15 protein-coding genes and 1 riboswitch are annotated in these 15,567 nt (G+C 40.9%); of the genes, 3 read left to right on the plus strand and 12 right to left on the minus strand.

Annotated elements, in window-relative coordinates; all coding sequences use genetic code 11:
• Positions 1-669 precede the first annotated feature (669 nt).
• Positions 670-2,640 (plus strand): methyl-accepting chemotaxis protein, encoded by a 1,971-nt coding sequence (locus BSM4216_RS02790; protein ID WP_048622661.1) that lies wholly within the window; start codon positions 670-672, stop codon positions 2,638-2,640.
• A gap of 169 nt (positions 2,641-2,809) precedes the next feature.
• Here BSM4216_RS02790 and BSM4216_RS02795 read toward each other — a convergent pair whose 3' ends face one another.
• Together BSM4216_RS02795 and BSM4216_RS02800 are read right to left on the minus strand one after the other, a co-directional pair.
• Complete coding sequence (locus tag BSM4216_RS02795; RefSeq protein ID WP_048622662.1) at positions 2,810-3,727, minus strand: LCP family glycopolymer transferase; 918 nt, start codon at positions 3,725-3,727, stop codon at positions 2,810-2,812.
• A 95-nt stretch (positions 3,728-3,822) separates the two neighbouring features.
• Positions 3,823-4,014 carry an H-type small acid-soluble spore protein gene (locus tag BSM4216_RS02800; RefSeq protein ID WP_003353924.1) on the minus strand — a complete coding sequence of 64 codons (192 nt, stop codon included), beginning with the start codon at positions 4,012-4,014 and terminating at the stop codon, positions 3,823-3,825.
• Positions 4,015-4,262: 248 nt separating this feature from the next.
• Between BSM4216_RS02800 and BSM4216_RS02805 the strand changes: the two genes are divergently transcribed.
• Together BSM4216_RS02805 and BSM4216_RS02810 are read left to right on the plus strand one after the other, a co-directional pair.
• Positions 4,263-6,260 (plus strand): TRAP transporter permease, encoded by a 1,998-nt coding sequence (locus tag BSM4216_RS02805; RefSeq protein ID WP_082142233.1) that lies wholly within the window; start codon positions 4,263-4,265, stop codon positions 6,258-6,260.
• A complete protein-coding gene (locus BSM4216_RS02810) occupies positions 6,257-7,255 on the plus strand; it encodes a TAXI family TRAP transporter solute-binding subunit (protein ID WP_061778459.1) in 999 nt (332 codons plus the stop codon). The genes BSM4216_RS02805 and BSM4216_RS02810 overlap by 4 nt, the downstream gene beginning before the upstream one ends.
• 436 nt (positions 7,256-7,691) lie before the next feature.
• Here BSM4216_RS02810 and BSM4216_RS02820 read toward each other — a convergent pair whose 3' ends face one another.
• The 10 genes from BSM4216_RS02820 to BSM4216_RS02860 form a co-directional block, all read right to left on the minus strand.
• Positions 7,692-8,693, minus strand: a complete 1,002-nt coding sequence (locus tag BSM4216_RS02820; protein WP_048624373.1) for a ThiF family adenylyltransferase — start codon at positions 8,691-8,693, stop codon at positions 7,692-7,694.
• 5 nt (positions 8,694-8,698) lie between these two features.
• Complete coding sequence (locus tag BSM4216_RS02825) at positions 8,699-9,466, minus strand: thiazole synthase (RefSeq protein WP_048622664.1); 768 nt, start codon at positions 9,464-9,466, stop codon at positions 8,699-8,701.
• A 4-nt stretch (positions 9,467-9,470) separates the two neighbouring features.
• Positions 9,471-9,674 (minus strand): sulfur carrier protein ThiS, encoded by a 204-nt coding sequence (gene thiS, locus BSM4216_RS02830; RefSeq protein WP_003353911.1) that lies wholly within the window; start codon positions 9,672-9,674, stop codon positions 9,471-9,473.
• On the minus strand, positions 9,671-10,804 hold the full coding sequence (gene thiO, locus BSM4216_RS02835) for a glycine oxidase ThiO (RefSeq protein WP_048622665.1): 1,134 nt from the start codon (positions 10,802-10,804) through the stop codon (positions 9,671-9,673). Before thiO ends, thiS begins: the two co-directional genes overlap by 4 nt.
• Complete coding sequence (locus BSM4216_RS02840) at positions 10,791-11,405, minus strand: DUF561 domain-containing protein (protein ID WP_003353909.1); 615 nt, start codon at positions 11,403-11,405, stop codon at positions 10,791-10,793. The genes thiO and BSM4216_RS02840 overlap by 14 nt, the downstream gene beginning before the upstream one ends.
• Before the next feature lie 111 nt (positions 11,406-11,516).
• Positions 11,517-11,626: riboswitch (TPP riboswitch) on the minus strand.
• A gap of 255 nt (positions 11,627-11,881) precedes the next feature.
• Positions 11,882-12,004, minus strand: coding sequence for an AgrD family cyclic lactone autoinducer peptide (locus tag BSM4216_RS16085; protein ID WP_082142235.1), 123 nt, complete (start codon positions 12,002-12,004; stop codon positions 11,882-11,884).
• Complete coding sequence (locus BSM4216_RS02845; RefSeq protein ID WP_048622666.1) at positions 11,988-12,578, minus strand: accessory gene regulator ArgB-like protein; 591 nt, start codon at positions 12,576-12,578, stop codon at positions 11,988-11,990. The genes BSM4216_RS16085 and BSM4216_RS02845 overlap by 17 nt, the downstream gene beginning before the upstream one ends.
• A gap of 233 nt (positions 12,579-12,811) precedes the next feature.
• Positions 12,812-13,294, minus strand: a complete 483-nt coding sequence (locus BSM4216_RS02850) for a hypothetical protein (RefSeq protein WP_156179199.1) — start codon at positions 13,292-13,294, stop codon at positions 12,812-12,814.
• Positions 13,295-13,391: 97 nt separating this feature from the next.
• Positions 13,392-14,396, minus strand: a complete 1,005-nt coding sequence (locus BSM4216_RS02855; RefSeq protein ID WP_156179197.1) for a transposase — start codon at positions 14,394-14,396, stop codon at positions 13,392-13,394.
• A gap of 59 nt (positions 14,397-14,455) precedes the next feature.
• Positions 14,456-15,562 carry a hypothetical protein gene (locus BSM4216_RS02860; RefSeq protein WP_048622667.1) on the minus strand — a complete coding sequence of 369 codons (1,107 nt, stop codon included), beginning with the start codon at positions 15,560-15,562 and terminating at the stop codon, positions 14,456-14,458.
• Between the last annotated feature and the right edge of the window lie 5 nt (positions 15,563-15,567).

The following is a 15,567-nucleotide window of genomic DNA, read 5'->3' on the forward strand; positions in this document are numbered from 1 at the left end:
CCAGGTTCGGGTATACAATCAAATTAAGAATTCATTATTTAATGAAAATTTTTATTATGACGTGGTTTTGTTTGTCATTTAGCAACGGGAAAGGAAACAGATTACGTGGACACACATTGAGCGTGTACATATTGTATAAGGATTAGAATGTAGCGGAACGATGCTGAAGGTGCGAGAATGTTTTTTGGCGTGAAGTAATTTTTGGTTTCAACTTGGTCATAGAGTGTCTTTAAAAAGATGGATGGAGATGTGTCCATAAGAGGGAACAGGAGAAATTCAATAGGAAGGGAGAGAGCGCATTCAGAGTCAAAAGGCCATTTAATCGGTCCGCTGCAGTGGTGTTCACGATTTAAACGAGGAAAGCGCTTTTTTAGGTGGAAACGGTTCGTTTGTATATAGGAAAGGATCATAAGTTTTGAAGAATGTCATAACCGCGGCTCAAGATCGGAGTGATCGGTTTTTCTTTTTGGTTGCTAAATAGTCGTTAAGAACTACATAATGACAAAAACGCAAAGAGATTGATGGGTAATAAGACCTAAAAAAGCGGTGAAGCTTCTACTTTTATCCCGTTCTAAACAATCTTTTGATACACACAGCTAGACTCGTTTTACTTTAAGTAGTTTGTCAAAGGGTGAATCTCAAAAACTATTAATGAAAGAGGTATGAAAAGTGAAGATAAGACTATTCAGTGGTTTGAAATCAAAACTCATCATCTCCTTTGCTGTTATTTTATTGGTTCCTTCGCTTGTTGTGGGATCGTTGGCATACCATTCGGCAAAAGTTCAAGTTCAAAATCAAATCTTCACTAGCGTTAATGAAAATGTAAAGCTGGTGAACACACTTATTGACAACAGCATCAATCCAAAAGTAGATGATATCGATTACTTTTCGAAAACCGTCTCATCACGTCTTTATAAAGGCGATGACAGTCCCGAACTTCGCAGAATTTTTAAAGAATATGTAGATTTGCATCCGGAAGTAGTGAGTATTTTTGTCGGCACTAAAAATGGATTGTATGTTCAAATGCCAAAATTTAAGATGCCTTCCGGCTATGATCCAAGACAGAGATATTGGTATTCGGAAGCTATGAATCATAAAGGGCAAGTAGTAGTGACGGATCCTGAAAAAACGGCCTCTACTGGTGAAACGGTGGTCACCATATGCAAAACAACCAATGATGGTTCTGGCGTCGTGGCGATTAATATAAGATTAAACAAGATTAAAGATTTAGTGGAAAAAGTGAAGGTGGGAAAAGAAGGGTATGCGTTCCTGATCGATCGTAATAAGAAGATCGTTGCCCATCCTAATCTAAAATCCGGATCAAAAGCAGACAGCAGCTTTTATGATAAATTATTTGCTAGTAATACAGGGGAATTTCATTATACTTTGAATGGCAAAGAGAAATTATACAGTTATACGACGAATCCGTTAACGGGATGGAAAGTAGTAGGCAACATGTCGATTTCCGAAGTGGATGATGCCGTTGCGCCTATTCTCCGTAAAACGTTGCTCGTGATCATCATTTCTTCTGTTCTTGGGGCGATAATCGTCTACTTTATTATCTATTCCATTCTTGCCCGTCTTAGAGTATTAAAAAATAAAGCGATTACCATCAGCAGAGGCAACCTCACTGAACAAATTGAAATAAAAGTAAACGACGAGATCGGTCAATTAGGCCATGCTTTTAATCAAATGCAAGAAAATCTGCGTACATTAATCCAAAAAATAGAACTCAGTGCGGAACAAGTCGCTTCGTCTGCCGAGGAATTAACAGCGAGCGCTGAACAAACAAGTTTAGTCACTGAACAGGTCGCTTCTTCCATTCAAGAGGTGGCAAGCAATGCGGAGACGCAGACAAACGGTATTGATAAAAATGCTCAGTCTTTAAATACAATCTCATCAGGAATTACAAAGATCGCCGAAAATTCCATGAATGTAGCGGAGCTTTCTAAACAATCCACATTGCAGGCGGAAGAAGGAGAAAAGGCTGTTCAGAAGACAGTCGATCAAATGAATTCCATTCATGAATCCTTCCAAGTGTCAGAAGAAGCCTTCCAATCTTTAGCAGAGCGTTCAAAGCAAATTGGAAAAATATTGGATGTTATTACCGGAATCGCAGACCAGACAAATCTTCTGGCTCTTAACGCCGCCATTGAAGCAGCTAGAGCTGGCGAAGAAGGTAGAGGTTTTGCGGTCGTAGCGGAAGAAGTCCGAAAATTAGCCGAGCAATCGCAAGAGTCGGCGAAGCAAATTTTTGAATTAATTCAAGGAATACAACAAGATACAGGCAATACGGTACAAATTATGTCTAAAACGACAGAAGATGTAGAAGAAGGGTTAAAAATCACCAATGAAGCCTTTGAAAAGTTTGAGGGAATTTTAAATAGTATGAGAGAGGTTGCTCCTAAAATCGAGGATATTTCCTCAACGGCGCAAAAAATATCCGCCGAAGTCCAAGAGGTTGCGGCAATGGCCAATGAATTGGCCAATATAGCGCAAAACAACGCAGCCACATCCGAAGAAGTAGCGTCTTCAACGGAAGAACAATTAGCTTCCATGGAAGAAATCTCAGCATCAGCAAAATCGCTTTCTTCTATGGCAGAAGAGCTCAAAGAGGTAATTTCTAATTTTAAATATTAACCCATTTGCATGTTCGCAGAATAGTACAGTGAAGAATGAAAACTGAAGGATCAAGAAAGGACATCGCCGTAGGGCCATGTCCTTTCTTCGTTCCATGTATAAGGATAAACGTTGTTTTTTCGTCTTGGGCAGGTTGTTTGAGATGATGTCTGTCAGATGGCAGACATGTTTATTCGCTTTGTAAATTTTCCTTTAGCATATGTGTCACTTTTGCTTTTTCTTCGTCAGGAACAATCAAATAATAAATGCCGTTGATCTTTTGACCTGTTCCTTTGATTTCATAATTTTCTATGTTGGATAGACAGCTGCGGTAATTGGCTCGAATATTCATCATATCCTGAAAAGTTAGATTCGTTTTTACGTTGTTGCCTAGCGTATTCAAAATATCTTGATAATGAGTCACAGAGGATATACTGGTAGCTTTGTGCAGAATGGCTGTTATGACTTGCCGTTCACGCTGATTTCGGCCAAAATCCCCGTTTGGATCCAAATGGCGCATTCTGACATAACCTAGTGCTTTTGGTCCGTCAAGTTCAATCTTCCCTTTTTTGTAATGATAGCCTTTTTTGTAATATCCTTCATCGTACCAATCCAGATGATTATCAACGGTAATACCGCCGACGGCATCGACTAAACCACTTAGCGCTTCCATATTAATGCGGATAAAATAGTCAATAGGGATACCTGTAAACTGTTCAACGGTATTGATTGCCATCTTTGTTCCACCGAATGCGTATGCATGATTTATTTTATCCATGGTTCCTTTTCCGACGATATTTGTTCGCGTATCCCTAGGAATGCTGACCATTTGCATTTTCTCTTTTTGCGGATTAAGCGTCATGACAATCAAAGTGTCGGAGCGGCCTCTGTCATTTTTACGCTCGTCCACTCCCATAAGAAGAATGGAAATAGGTTCGCTTTTTTTCGTTTTATCCGACTGATCGCGGCCATTATCGAAAGGAATGTTTTGATGCATTTTATCAGCCGCTTCTTTGGCGGAATGATACAAATAATAGGCATAGCCACCCCCGCCCAAGACGATTAAGACCACTATGATGGACAGGATTTTCAACAGTTTTTTCATCATATGGGATTCCTCAACTTTCACCTTAGAACTATGGTTGAATTATACCATATTTATAGGGGGCCTGACCCCCTTAATGCTTTAAAGTATTAAGGGGGTCAGGCCCCGTCATCTTCGATTAGATCTTTTATTGGTACTTGTGTTCTTTCTTCCAATAGTGGGTTTCTGGCATGGACGGTGGCCAATTTTGTGTTTTCGTCCACTCCGTCAATCCATACGGAAGTTCCTTCGTATAAAACTTTAATATCGGCAGGTGAAGAAAGTATTTGTTTTACACGTTTTAATTCCATTGTTCGGTCAAAGTTGGCGAGAACATTTTGCAAGGATGTTTTTCTATATGGTGTATGATAGAAAATTTTTGGAACATGACTGAAAAACGGTGACTGTTATAAAAGATTATTCAAAAAGTACTTTTCAGAAAGACGATATTTTAGGTATGTCTTTCGAGGCGCAAGCATAGAAAAGAAATAGGACCGAGAGAATAGTTGTGTCCTAGATCAAAGGCAGAGTATGAAGGCCTTAAAGGAGGGGAGAAATTTTGAATAAGAATGACAGGCAGCTTCAAGCGGAAATGGAGAATATAGTAGCGGATGAAGGAGTGGTTACGCGCTTTAGGCTTTATTCCGGTCCTATGGCTAAAATTGTCGTGGCCATCGCCGTCATATGGGCGCTTTTCCAAATTTATGTGTCCAGTTTCGGGATCATGGACGCTGTAAAGGCACGTGCATGGTTTTTCGGATTTTTGGCTGTTTTGATTTTTTTATGGATTCCGGCAAGGAAAAACGAAGGAAAAACGCGTCGGCTTCCCACCGTTTGGGATTGGATTTGCGTTGTCGCAACCATCATGGCTATTGGATTTTTATTGTTTAATTATGATGACTATGTCGAAACCGGTGTTCATATCCAAGCGGATTATTGGTTTGGCGGGCTTGGGATTTTGATCGCTTTCGAAGCAGCTAGGCGTGCTGCAGGGAATGTGATGACGATTTTGGCTGCTCTTTTTTTGCTGTATAACTTTTTCGGTCAGTATCTTCCCGGAACTTTTGGAATTGGAAATCTAGGGTATGAACGTGTGGTAGACACCATGTGGTGGGGGGCCCAAGGGATATTTGGAACGGTCATTGGAGTGGCGGCGACTTATATTTTTTTATTTATTTTATTTGGTGCTTTTTTAAGGCGCAGTGGTTTTATTGATTTTATCAACGATTTGGCTCTGGCAGTCGCCGGCCGTTCTGCTGGTGGTCCGGCGAAAGTGGCCGTGATCGGAAGCGGGTTTATGGGAATGATTAACGGCAGCGGGGTGGCCAACGCTTCATCGGTTGGAACTGTGACGATCCCCCTTATGAAAAAGGCCGGTTTTAAGCCTCATTTTGCCGGTGCAGTCGAGGCGGTGGCCGGAACGGGAGGGGTAATCGCGCCGCCTATTATGGGGGCTGCCAGTTTTGTGATGGCCGAGTCGTTGGGAGTTCCGTATCGAACGATTATGCTAGCCGCTGTGATTCCAGCTATTTTTTATTTTTTTATGTGTTTTCTGTCGGTGCACTTTGAGGCGAAAAAATTAGGAATAGAAGGAATGCCTAAAAATCGGCTGCCCAATATATGGTTGGTATTGAAACAAAGAGGGCACTTGTTGATCCCGGTTGTTGTCATTGTTGCGTTTCTTGTCAGTGGAACAACGCCATTGTATGCGGCGGTGTGGGCAATGCTATCCATTGTTGTCGTCAGTTGGTTCAGAAAAGAGACGAGAATGGGTTTGAGGGAAATATTGGAAGCGCTTGCAGAAGGAGCGAAAGGTGTTTTAACGGTCGGAGCGGCTTGTGCGATTGTCGGGGTCATTATCGGTATCATTTCATTAACCAGCATTGGTTTGACATTTGGCAATAACATTTTGGAATTGGCGGGCAATCATCTTTTTCTTATAGCATTCTTTACAATGATCATTTGCATTATTTTGGGAATGGGAGTTCCGGTAACGGCTTCTTACGTAATAACGGCAACGATTGCCGCTCCTTTATTGGCCAAAATGGGCGTTCCGCTATTAGTGGCTCATATGTTTGCTTTTTTCTTTGCTGCCTTATCCGATATTACTCCTCCGGTCGCACTTGCTGCGATGGCATCCGCGGGAATTGCAAAGGCGCCGTTTTTTAAAGTCGCGTTAACGGCTGTGAAGCTCGGAGCCATTGGCTTCATCATCCCTTATTTCTTTCTATACAATCCGCTTTTATTGTTTATGGGTGGAAGCATGATGAACACCATTATTGCTGCCATTATCGGCCTGATTGGAGTTGTGGCTCTTTCCGCTGGGTTTGCCAATTGGCTTTTGATCAAAACGAATATAGTCCAGCGGCTGATGCTAATAGCAGCAGGCTTATTGATGATTGATCCTCATTATGTGACAGATTTGATTGGGTTTGTTCTTCTTGTAAGCGTGTACATTTGGCAAAAGAAAAAGAGGAATAATGAAGATCAGTCGACTGGTCTTGAATCGAACTCTTTTACGGCACTTACTAAGAATTCGAGGGAGGATGGAAGATGAAAAGAAAAGGTTTTCTACTTGTATCAGTTTTCCTTTTCTTGTTTGCGTTAGTGGGATGCAATAGAGGAGAAATGCAATCTTCAGTCAGCCAAAAACAAAGCTCATCCGATGGGAAGCTGGTCATTAATTTTGGCACCGGAACGACTACGGGGGTTTATTATCCTTTAGGAGCTACATTGGCGAAAATATGGAACCAACAAGTACCGGGTGTAAAAGTATCATCCCAAGCTACGGACGCTAGCGTGCAAAATTTGAATTTGATGATGCAAGGAAAACTGAATATGGGGATTACTACATTTGGTGTTTTACATGATGCCTACACCGGAAAAGGCGCTTTCAAAGGACGTGCCTATAAAGATGTTCGCGTATTAGCAGCACTTTACCCGAATATCGGACATATTGTCACCCGTCAAGGTGATATTCATTCTGTCGCTGATTTGAAAAACAAAGGGTTTGTTCCGGGGGCTCCAGGAAGTTCAACAAAGGTAGTAGCCGGGCAAATTTTATCTGCCTATAAAATGACATTTGACGATGTAAAAGCTCAATATGTCGGATTTACCGAAGTGACTGATTTAATGCGGAATAAACAAATTGATGGTGCTTTTATTGAGGCGGGAGTTCCGAATTCTGCAGTTGTTGAAATTTTGACCACAGCTAATGGAAAATTATTAAGTATTGGAGATAAAGAAATTCAATTTATTACGAAACATTATCCTGGTTTTTACAAATATACCATTCCGGCAGGCACTTATGAAGGGCAAGCGCAAGATGTCCATACGATAGCCGAGGGGAATTTGATTGTGGTTCCAAAAGATCTTCCTCAAGAAAAGGTGTATGAATTGACCAAGACATTATGGGAAAACGTGGACACGATCACGAAAAACATTTCTGCAGCGAAAGAAATGAAATTGGAAACAGCTACAAAAGGACTTTCCAACATCCCGCTTCATAAAGGGGCAGAAAAATATTACAAAGAAAAGGGGATTCTCCACTAAACAGATCGGAACGATTTTTAATTAATAAGAAGGAAACGAGAGATGGTTTCCTTCTATTTTTCTCGGGGCGCCCTTTTCCCCTTAAGCGGCTACGGGGCGTGGCCATGTGATCCATCATGCTTCATAGATTGTCATTTTAAAAAGATTTTTTCTATTCTGGTCCGCATGAAAAATCATCAACTTGATAACCTCGCACGACTTCCTTGCAAAATCAAAAGGGGGAAAGCCAAAAAGAGCCGAATAGCGGAGGCCTACCACGCTTGGTGGAATCACCGTTCTTTTTTTAGTTTCCGTGCACTCGGCTTTTTGGCAAGTCCTTCGATCATGATCGATGGGGGATAGCCCCATATCTGACAAAAGATAAACCTGTTAGTTTCATATTTTATGTTTTTGCCGAAAAAGAAATAGATATCTATTTTTTTAGGATGAACGAGGCCTATCCTCCGATATATTTTTGGTAAAGCGACCTAGCGTGTTTTTGGTCGGATTCACCATGGATGATGGCCCTGCCGTCTCGAAATAGAACGACTCTTTTTCCTTCCAACTGTAGAACAATTAAATAAGGGTTTTCGTTTACGATTTCAAATCTTTCCTTCAATGCCGGCAAGTTGATTTTATGCCGTTGTCCGGGCCGGATTTGAACAGCGTCGCGGCCGCACAGTACTTCCGCTTTTCCCCAGTTTTCATATTTTAAAAACGGGTAGCTGGGACGAATTCCGCAAGACGGGCATTCCGTTTTTTTCAGTGAACGAACGTTGATTTGTGAAAATTCATTTTTCCAAAGATCAAAGGAAATGAGTGTTTTCCGTACATGCTGTTTCTGTCCGGACAAAATTTTTAGCGCTTCTGCGACTTGATAAGTGCTGACCATTTGGACGGCGGGTGAAATAATTCCAACGGTATCACAATTTTCTCCATTTAACGGTATTTCTTCCATCAAACAATGAAGACAAGGCGTTTCACCGGGAAGAATGGAAAGCGATACGCCGTATGAAGCGACACAGGCGCCGTATATCCATGGGATCTGATGTTTTTGTGCAAAGTCATTGATCATCATGCGAGTCTCGAAGTTGTCGAGCCCGTCGATGATGACATCTACGGGCAAAAGCGATTCTAATGTGTTTGGATTAGCTTCTTCAAGCTTCGCATCAATGACTACATCGCGATTGAAAGCCTCTAATCGTTTTTTGGCTGCCATTACTTTCGGCAAATTTTCTTCTGCATCTTTTTCGGTGTAGAGCTGCTGGCGATGGAGGTTGCTTAGCTCAACGTAGTCTCGGTCTACGATTGTCAGCTTGCCGACTCCGGCTCGAACTAACATTTCTGCGCTGGCGCTGCCCAAAGCCCCCATGCCGATAATCGCAGCATGGCTGTTTTGAATACGTTTTTGTCCTTCTTGGCCGATTCCTTGGAAGAGAATCTGACGGGAATAGCGCATGTCGCTCACAACCGGATCAATCCTTCCATCGGACTGCTGGCTTCGGCATAGTACTTTTTGCTGATTCGGCCAGCCTCAAATCCAAGCCTTCCGGCGATTACGGCATATTTCATTGCTTTGGCCATTTTGACAGGATCTTTTGCTCCGGAAACGGCAGAGTTTAATAAGACGGCATCGGCTCCCAGTTCCATCGCGTAAGCTACATCTTTCGGGCTGCCAATTCCAGCATCTACAATCACCGGCACAGTAGCTTGCTCTATAATATGAGATAGATTGAAAGGATTGATAATTCCTAATCCAGTACCGATTGGCGATGCCCCCGGCATAATAGCGTGGGCTCCTAATTCTTGGAGGCGTTTGGCCAGCACCACATCATCGGACGTGTAGGGAAGAACCGTAAAGCCTTCTTCCAGCAATTTTTCTGTCGCTTTCAACGTTTCGACTGGATCAGGAAGCAGTGTTTGATCACAGCCGATCACTTCTACTTTAATCATATCGCACATTCCGGCTGCTTTAGCGAGTTTTGCAATCCGAACGGCTTCTTCCGCCGTTTTGGCACCGGCAGTGTTGGGCAGAAGCGTAAACTTGGAAAGGTCGATATTTTCCAAAAAATTAGGCTGTTCAGGATCAAAAATATTCATTCTTCTTACAGCAAACGTTAATACTTCCGTCTCGGATTTTTGAATGGCTTCTTTTTGGATGTCTGCACTTGGGAATTTTCCGGTTCCTAAAAATAAGCGAGAATGAAAAGTGTAGGACCCAATTTTCAACATGATGTTATCCTCCTCCGACAAAATGAACGATTTCTAATACATCTCCTGATTTCAATCGAAATTGCCCGTGCTGATCTTTGCTCAAAATCTCGCCGTTCATTTCGACTACCAGTTTTTTGTCTTGAACTTGCAAATGCTCTAATAAACGCTCGACTGTACGGATATTTTCCGGTATTTCTTTTTTTACACCATTGATCGTTACGATCATGGAATCACTCCTTTTTGTGAGTGGCGTCCGGGATCAAAGGCGTCTTTCCACTCTAAATGGTCCGCTTTCCCCTCTATTTGATCCGCCATCCAGACACCGGTTAACGCCGACAATAATATGCCGTTGCGGAAATGTCCGGCTGCCAGCCAAAGTCCTTTGAAGTCAGGATGGGGTCCCAGATAGGGAAGACCGTCGATCGTTTGCGGACGGACTCCTGCCCAGGCCCTTGACCATTCCGCAGAACGGAGTGCCGGTACGATGCGGCACGCTTCAGCAGATAATCGGCGAATGGATTCAAATGAAACTTTCTTATCGTATATGCCTTCACGTTCCGTCGCACCAATAAAAATTTCTCCATTGGCTTTCGGAACAATGTAAACAGTCGGTGAATAAATAGTCGATGTGATAATCGGCTTTTCCGGTCTGACAGCAAGGATCTCTCCTTTAACCGGAGTAAGCGTCGGCAATGAAGCTCCGTCCGGAAGGGAGAGATGGGGAGTAAAGGCGCCCGCTGCGATCACGATATGTTCGGCATAAAAACGGCCGGAAGTTGTTTCTACTCCTGTTATTTTTCCGTTTTGTTCCAATAATTCTTTGACCCATGTAAATTCATAAATATCTGCTCCTAAATTGGAAGCTCCTTTGAAAAAAGCTTTTGTGAGCTGAGCTGGCATGACTTGTCCATCCTTTGGAAAAGAAGCGGCACCGACTATTTCGGCTTTCAATTCTGGTTCCATTTGATATACTTGATCGGCTGAAAGCCATTCTGCCGGCTCTCCTTGTTCCTGCTGCCAGGCGATTCTTTCTTTCAGCATGTTTGCTTCTTCTTCGCTGAACGCGATCCGCAACATACCATTTTTAAGAAACTCAACAGGCTGGTCGGAAACTTGTTCGATCTCAGGAACCAATTGATCAAAATAATCGCGGCTTTTGCGGGCGAAATCAAAAAAGGCTCCGTCTATTCTCGGTTCTACTTGTGCTCCCAGCATTCCGGCTGCCGCGCTTGATGCTTCAGAAGCAATTCGTTCTTTTTCCAGTACAGCAACGCGATAGTTGCGTTTTGACAACTGATAGGCGATCGAGCCGCCATTGATGCCGCCGCCTATAATAATGACATCATATTTCTGCATGGTGACGCCCCTCCCATAATGATTGTTTGTAAGCTTTAGCCGCTTGTTCAGGAAACTCGGCTTCATACACTCCGGATAGAACCGCCACTCCCGACGCTCCGGCTGCCAGACACTCGGGAACGCGTTGAGGAGTAATGCCGCCAATGGCGATAACGGGGATTTGGACTGCTGAAGAAACGGCTTTCAAAGCAGCCAATCCTCTCGGAGGGAGACCTGGTTTGCTTTTAGTGGGATAAATATGTCCAAAAATGAGGTATTGAGCGCCTCGCTTTTGTTTATCCATGGCTGATTCGACGCTATGTACGGAATACCCCTTTGTTAAGAAACGACCATGATCTCTTTCCTCGTGAGACTTTTCCGGAAAGTGCACACCAGGAACACCAAGCTGTAAAGCTAAATCCGGTTGACTGTTCAGAATGATTTTCGTTAACGGAACTCCATGTTTTTCTAAATCTGCAACTCCTTTTTTGATCATCTCTGTACTCCAACTACGCTCTCGAATATGAATAAAATCCACCCATGGTTGAATTCGCACGGTGATCGAAAGCCAATCTTCAAAACTCTGTTTTCCTGTGGAAATGACGTGCAGCGCTTTTTTCATCGCCATTTTCTCCTTGATGAAAGTTGAATGGGAAAACTTTTTAACCAATTCTGTGCAGTAAAAAACCCACTTTCCTATGTTGGAAAGTGGGCTAAATGCTCTCAAGTATAATGAAATTATACTCCACTTTCCTACGCTGGTATCAACCAGATCAGGTTCGAAGGGTTTTAAAGTATCACTTTAATCTCAGCCGATCACTATCGGCACCCCTAGTGGCTCTTATTTGTTTATGATCATTGTTTTACGATCCCAATGAAAAAATTTAAAATAATAAGGAATATTTTTCTTTATCAAAATCTTAAATCCATATTGAAAGGTTGTCAATAGTCGTTTCAAAGTTTCTGGACGATAGGTGAAAGAAGGTGGCGAAATGTTGTGTCGTTGAAAAAGGGAATGGGGAAAAAATAAAGAAGGCGCCCCGGAAGTGTAGCGGGAGGCCTTCTAAAGAGATGATGTCCATCTTTTAGAATAAGCAATTATTTTGCTTTCTTCAGGCTTTCGGGGATCTTAGGTGCATGTGCGAGCGGGCTGGAAGCTTGAACAAATACATTTGCCATTACACGGGTAGTGTTAGATAAAATTTTAGCTGCTTTTTTCATAATATTCACCTCCTTTCATGGTGAAATTGTTTAATTTATGGATAAACTTGATGCCTGCCGGTGTCAGCAAAAGGGCTTGCAGCAATGCGCCGAACACGAAACCGGGCGCGGAAAAAATATAGTAGATGACAAAGGTAAAGATAACCCACAATATAGCAGCAAGTTTCTTTTTTTGTTCCCACTGCTTTGAATGTTTGATTTGATGCGGTTCATAGTAAGGAGCAAATCTTGCGATCAACATGAGACTGACAACAAAGTAGCAAAAAAGTAAAATAGGCGATACAGGGAGCCAAACGAACGTCAGAACAAGAAGCGAGCTTGTAATCGAACAGGCGATAGAGCGATCTAAATGGGCGCCGCCCGTCAATATCCGAAGAATCATAAAAGACAACGTCACTTCAACAGTCAACAGCGGCACTCCGATGATCCAGCCAACAATCAGCAAAAGAAGAAACGTAAAAAGAAGATTGAATAGAATCGTAAACCCGAATACGAGTACGTCATGAGGTTCTGTTTCTTCAGGATTTATTTTTTTGATTTGGTCTGCCAATGCAACTGCCCATTTTTCAAACATACAACTTCCTCCTTTATAATGACGGGCAGCGGATGGATAGCCGGACTGGTTTTAGCTCGGTTTCAACCACTGCTTGATCTTGCTTAAAGTGTTGAAGAGCATCAAATAATTTCAAGTTTGTCTGAAGGCGATCCAGTACAAGTTGGCTGGATATCAAATAGGTAATATCTTGAGTTCCTATATGAACATGAAAATAGATTTTTTTTCTTAGACGGCACAACCAACACAATAAATTAGTTGTGCCTTTTCCATTTCTCTTCAATAGTGTTTAAATATTCATTTGGTTCTTTTTTGAATCTTCTTTGTTTTATATGCTCGCCAATACGTTGTTCCCATTTATTCGCTTCAGTTTTATATGCTGAATAATTAACATTTTTTATCATTTGTAGCCCTTCCTGTTCATTAGAGACATTTTCTACAAATACAATGTTTTCACCGTGTCGGATAATATATCGATTCCAAGTCCGACTACCTGTGATTCTTCGGTGTTTTTGCTTTATTCTTCTAAAAAAGAGTTCTAAATCATTATTCGTTCTCGGTATAAGTGGATAATCATAAAAGGTGAAAAGTCCTTTCCAAAATCCTTTACTATACTTTAATAGGTTCTCTACAAACGGTTGATCTTCTTTCCGATTAAGCTCTTTTTCCATTTGGTTTAAATATTGCTTCAATCTGTTTTCGACCCAAAAACTTGTTTTATTCTCAGAAGGTTCCATAATGGTGGCAATCCTTTTAAATCGTGTATCCCAACGTTTTACGAGTTGATAATCTTCCTTATAGTTATCCACATTTCTGACTATTCTGAACAAATTTTCAAGTAGAGGAGTCCCCTTTTTTATCCAGGCATTTTTCAATCGAATCTTTAATCGCATTCGTTCGTTCAAAAACACAAGTGCCTGGTAATTCGAATGGTGGCTTACCATCTTCTAGAAGAACGGATCGAATAGCCGCAATATAGTCACTTGCTACCTCTTCTTCTATGTTTTTAGATGGAGAATTTTCAATTTTTCTTTCAACTTCCCTTATTCCCCTTAGCTTCTTTTTGATATTCGTTTTTAGTTTTCTATCTTTTTCAACTAATGGTTTGGCTATGTCTTTAAAGTAATGAAACTGACAATATTGATACGGAATATCTGGAACTATTTGTTCAATTGCTAAACGAATGGATTGTTGCCCATCACTGATAAAACCTTGGATTGGATAACCCCAGTCTAAAATGGGTTGAATAATACCTATCAGTTCTTGAGAAGCACTGCTTTTTAAATTATGTGCAGCTAAAATAGTACCACTAAGAACTTCACGGATGACATACAATGTTTCGTTACCTTTTTCGGGTTGGACACCATCAATAGATAAGACAAGTCCTCCATGTTCTTTCACAATATTTTCTAATGTCTCTTTCATATTTTCTTTAACGCTTGCCCGCAGTAATAACGCATATCTTTCATAAAGTTTCTGTACTTGCCTCTCAGAAATTTTTACTTCTTTTTCCGATAAGATAGTAGCTATCTCAGATCGAGTCTTATGTTCTTTAAACCGTAAATATCCGATATATGCGATGACATCCATTCCATAAGTAATGTGCTTCATACTTAATTGTTCGGCTTCAGCTGAACGATATACGGTGTCATTAGAACAGGAGTTATTCTCACATCGGTATCCTAGATTTATGATTTTAAATTCACCTTTTAGGGTAGAAATTGTTTTTCTCCAAACAGGGTGACAGTATACTAATTTATTACCACATTCTGGACAATTAGTTATCTCGGGTCTAAAGTATTTTGATTCGATTGGATTTAATCTATTTTTGGTACGCATAAATAATCACCAACTTAAATAAAATTCAGGTCTATTATAACCTAAATTTAATGTTAGTGTTATTTATTCCGTCTAAGTTTTTTTTCTACGCTGGAAGGAGACTGGTAAAGCGCTAGAATTAAATCGTCCATGATCATGCTCAGATAGCGGACTTGCCTTAATGTTGCAGCCACATTTCCTTGAATTTCGGCCGTTGCGACAATGGCAACTTCCAACAGTTCAGCTAGTTTTCGTTTATTTACTAGAAACGCATAGAGCAATTCATCTAAGTTCTCTAAACCGGCGCGAAAATCAGACTCAACAAGCCAAGAAGCGGCTTTTTTTCGAATCAGCCGATTGTTTTCCAAATATTCTTTAATAAGAAGCGTAGAAGATTCTCTCTCACAAAGTTTTAAGATGGCATGGAAATGGTCTTCATAATCCGTTTTTAATTTTTCAACAATAATGGCGGTTTGTTCTTCTTGGTCCAAATAAAATTTTTTGGCCTCTATGATATGCTTCACTTGAAATTGAGTGTGCAAAATCAAATAAATGGATGAAATAATAAACAAAATAATCACACAATACAGCACAAACGAAAATTTAGAATTCATTTGTTCTGTCAACATGGCAAAAACAGACAGGCAAATAAATAGAAATGTCAGCAGGGAATTAATGATAACGATCGCCCTAAACTGATGGTTTTGATTGTGCGTTTTTAAAAAGTGACGAAAGTCAGTCAAATGATACTGATATCTTTTTAATAGATAGCTAATGGCCATGACGAATAAAAATGTAATCGTTCGAAGCAGAAACGGCAAATCAGAGAATGAAAATAATATTTTAAAGTAGTTAACAGTAGATATGGATTTTACCACTTCCGTTATTAATAGTTGAATGAAGGAATAAAACCCGTATCCCATGCTTGAAATGACAATCGTTTCAAGCGAGTTTACTTTATACAACCATTTCACCAAGCAAAGCAATAATAAAATTTGAACGGCGATAACAAAAACGGTCGCCAAAGGTGTGAATCTTAATAAAAGTGATGCGACGCTCATAATGACGGATAGAAAAAGAATCGGTTTTATATAAATGCGATAAGGATACCCTAAAAACACAACGGGAAACGTCAAAAGAGCAATCCATTCAAATAATGAGATAACCAATGTGAATAAGTAATCCATCGCGA

The organism is Bacillus smithii (assembly GCF_001050115.1).
Classification (GTDB): Bacteria; Bacillota; Bacilli; order Bacillales; family DSM-4216; genus Bacillus_O; species Bacillus_O smithii.

Excerpts from the sequence above, each read along its gene's own strand:
- BSM4216_RS02795 (WP_048622662.1), bottom strand. The coding sequence starts at position 3,727 with ATGATGAAAAAACTGTTGAAAATCCTGTCCATCATAGTGGTCTTAATC.
- BSM4216_RS02800 (WP_003353924.1), bottom strand. The coding sequence starts at position 4,014 with ATGGAATTAAAACGTGTAAAACAAATACTTTCTTCACCTGCCGATATT.
- BSM4216_RS02810 (WP_061778459.1), top strand. The coding sequence starts at position 6,257 with ATGAAAAGAAAAGGTTTTCTACTTGTATCAGTTTTCCTTTTCTTGTTT.
- BSM4216_RS02820 (WP_048624373.1), bottom strand. The coding sequence starts at position 8,693 with ATGCGCTATTCCCGTCAGATTCTCTTCCAAGGAATCGGCCAAGAAGGA.
- BSM4216_RS02825 (WP_048622664.1), bottom strand. The coding sequence starts at position 9,466 with ATGTTGAAAATTGGGTCCTACACTTTTCATTCTCGCTTATTTTTAGGA.
- thiS (WP_003353911.1), bottom strand. The coding sequence starts at position 9,674 with ATGATCGTAACGATCAATGGTGTAAAAAAAGAAATACCGGAAAATATC.
- thiO (WP_048622665.1), bottom strand. The coding sequence starts at position 10,804 with ATGCAGAAATATGATGTCATTATTATAGGCGGCGGCATCAATGGCGGC.
- BSM4216_RS02840 (WP_003353909.1), bottom strand. The coding sequence starts at position 11,405 with ATGAAAAAAGCGCTGCACGTCATTTCCACAGGAAAACAGAGTTTTGAA.
- BSM4216_RS16085 (WP_082142235.1), bottom strand. The coding sequence starts at position 12,004 with ATGAAAAAAGCAGCTAAAATTTTATCTAACACTACCCGTGTAATGGCA.
- BSM4216_RS02845 (WP_048622666.1), bottom strand. The coding sequence starts at position 12,578 with ATGTTTGAAAAATGGGCAGTTGCATTGGCAGACCAAATCAAAAAAATA.
- BSM4216_RS02850 (WP_156179199.1), bottom strand. The coding sequence starts at position 13,294 with ATGGAACCTTCTGAGAATAAAACAAGTTTTTGGGTCGAAAACAGATTG.
- BSM4216_RS02855 (WP_156179197.1), bottom strand. The coding sequence starts at position 14,396 with ATGCGTACCAAAAATAGATTAAATCCAATCGAATCAAAATACTTTAGA.
- BSM4216_RS02860 (WP_048622667.1), bottom strand. The coding sequence starts at position 15,562 with ATGGATTACTTATTCACATTGGTTATCTCATTATTTGAATGGATTGCT.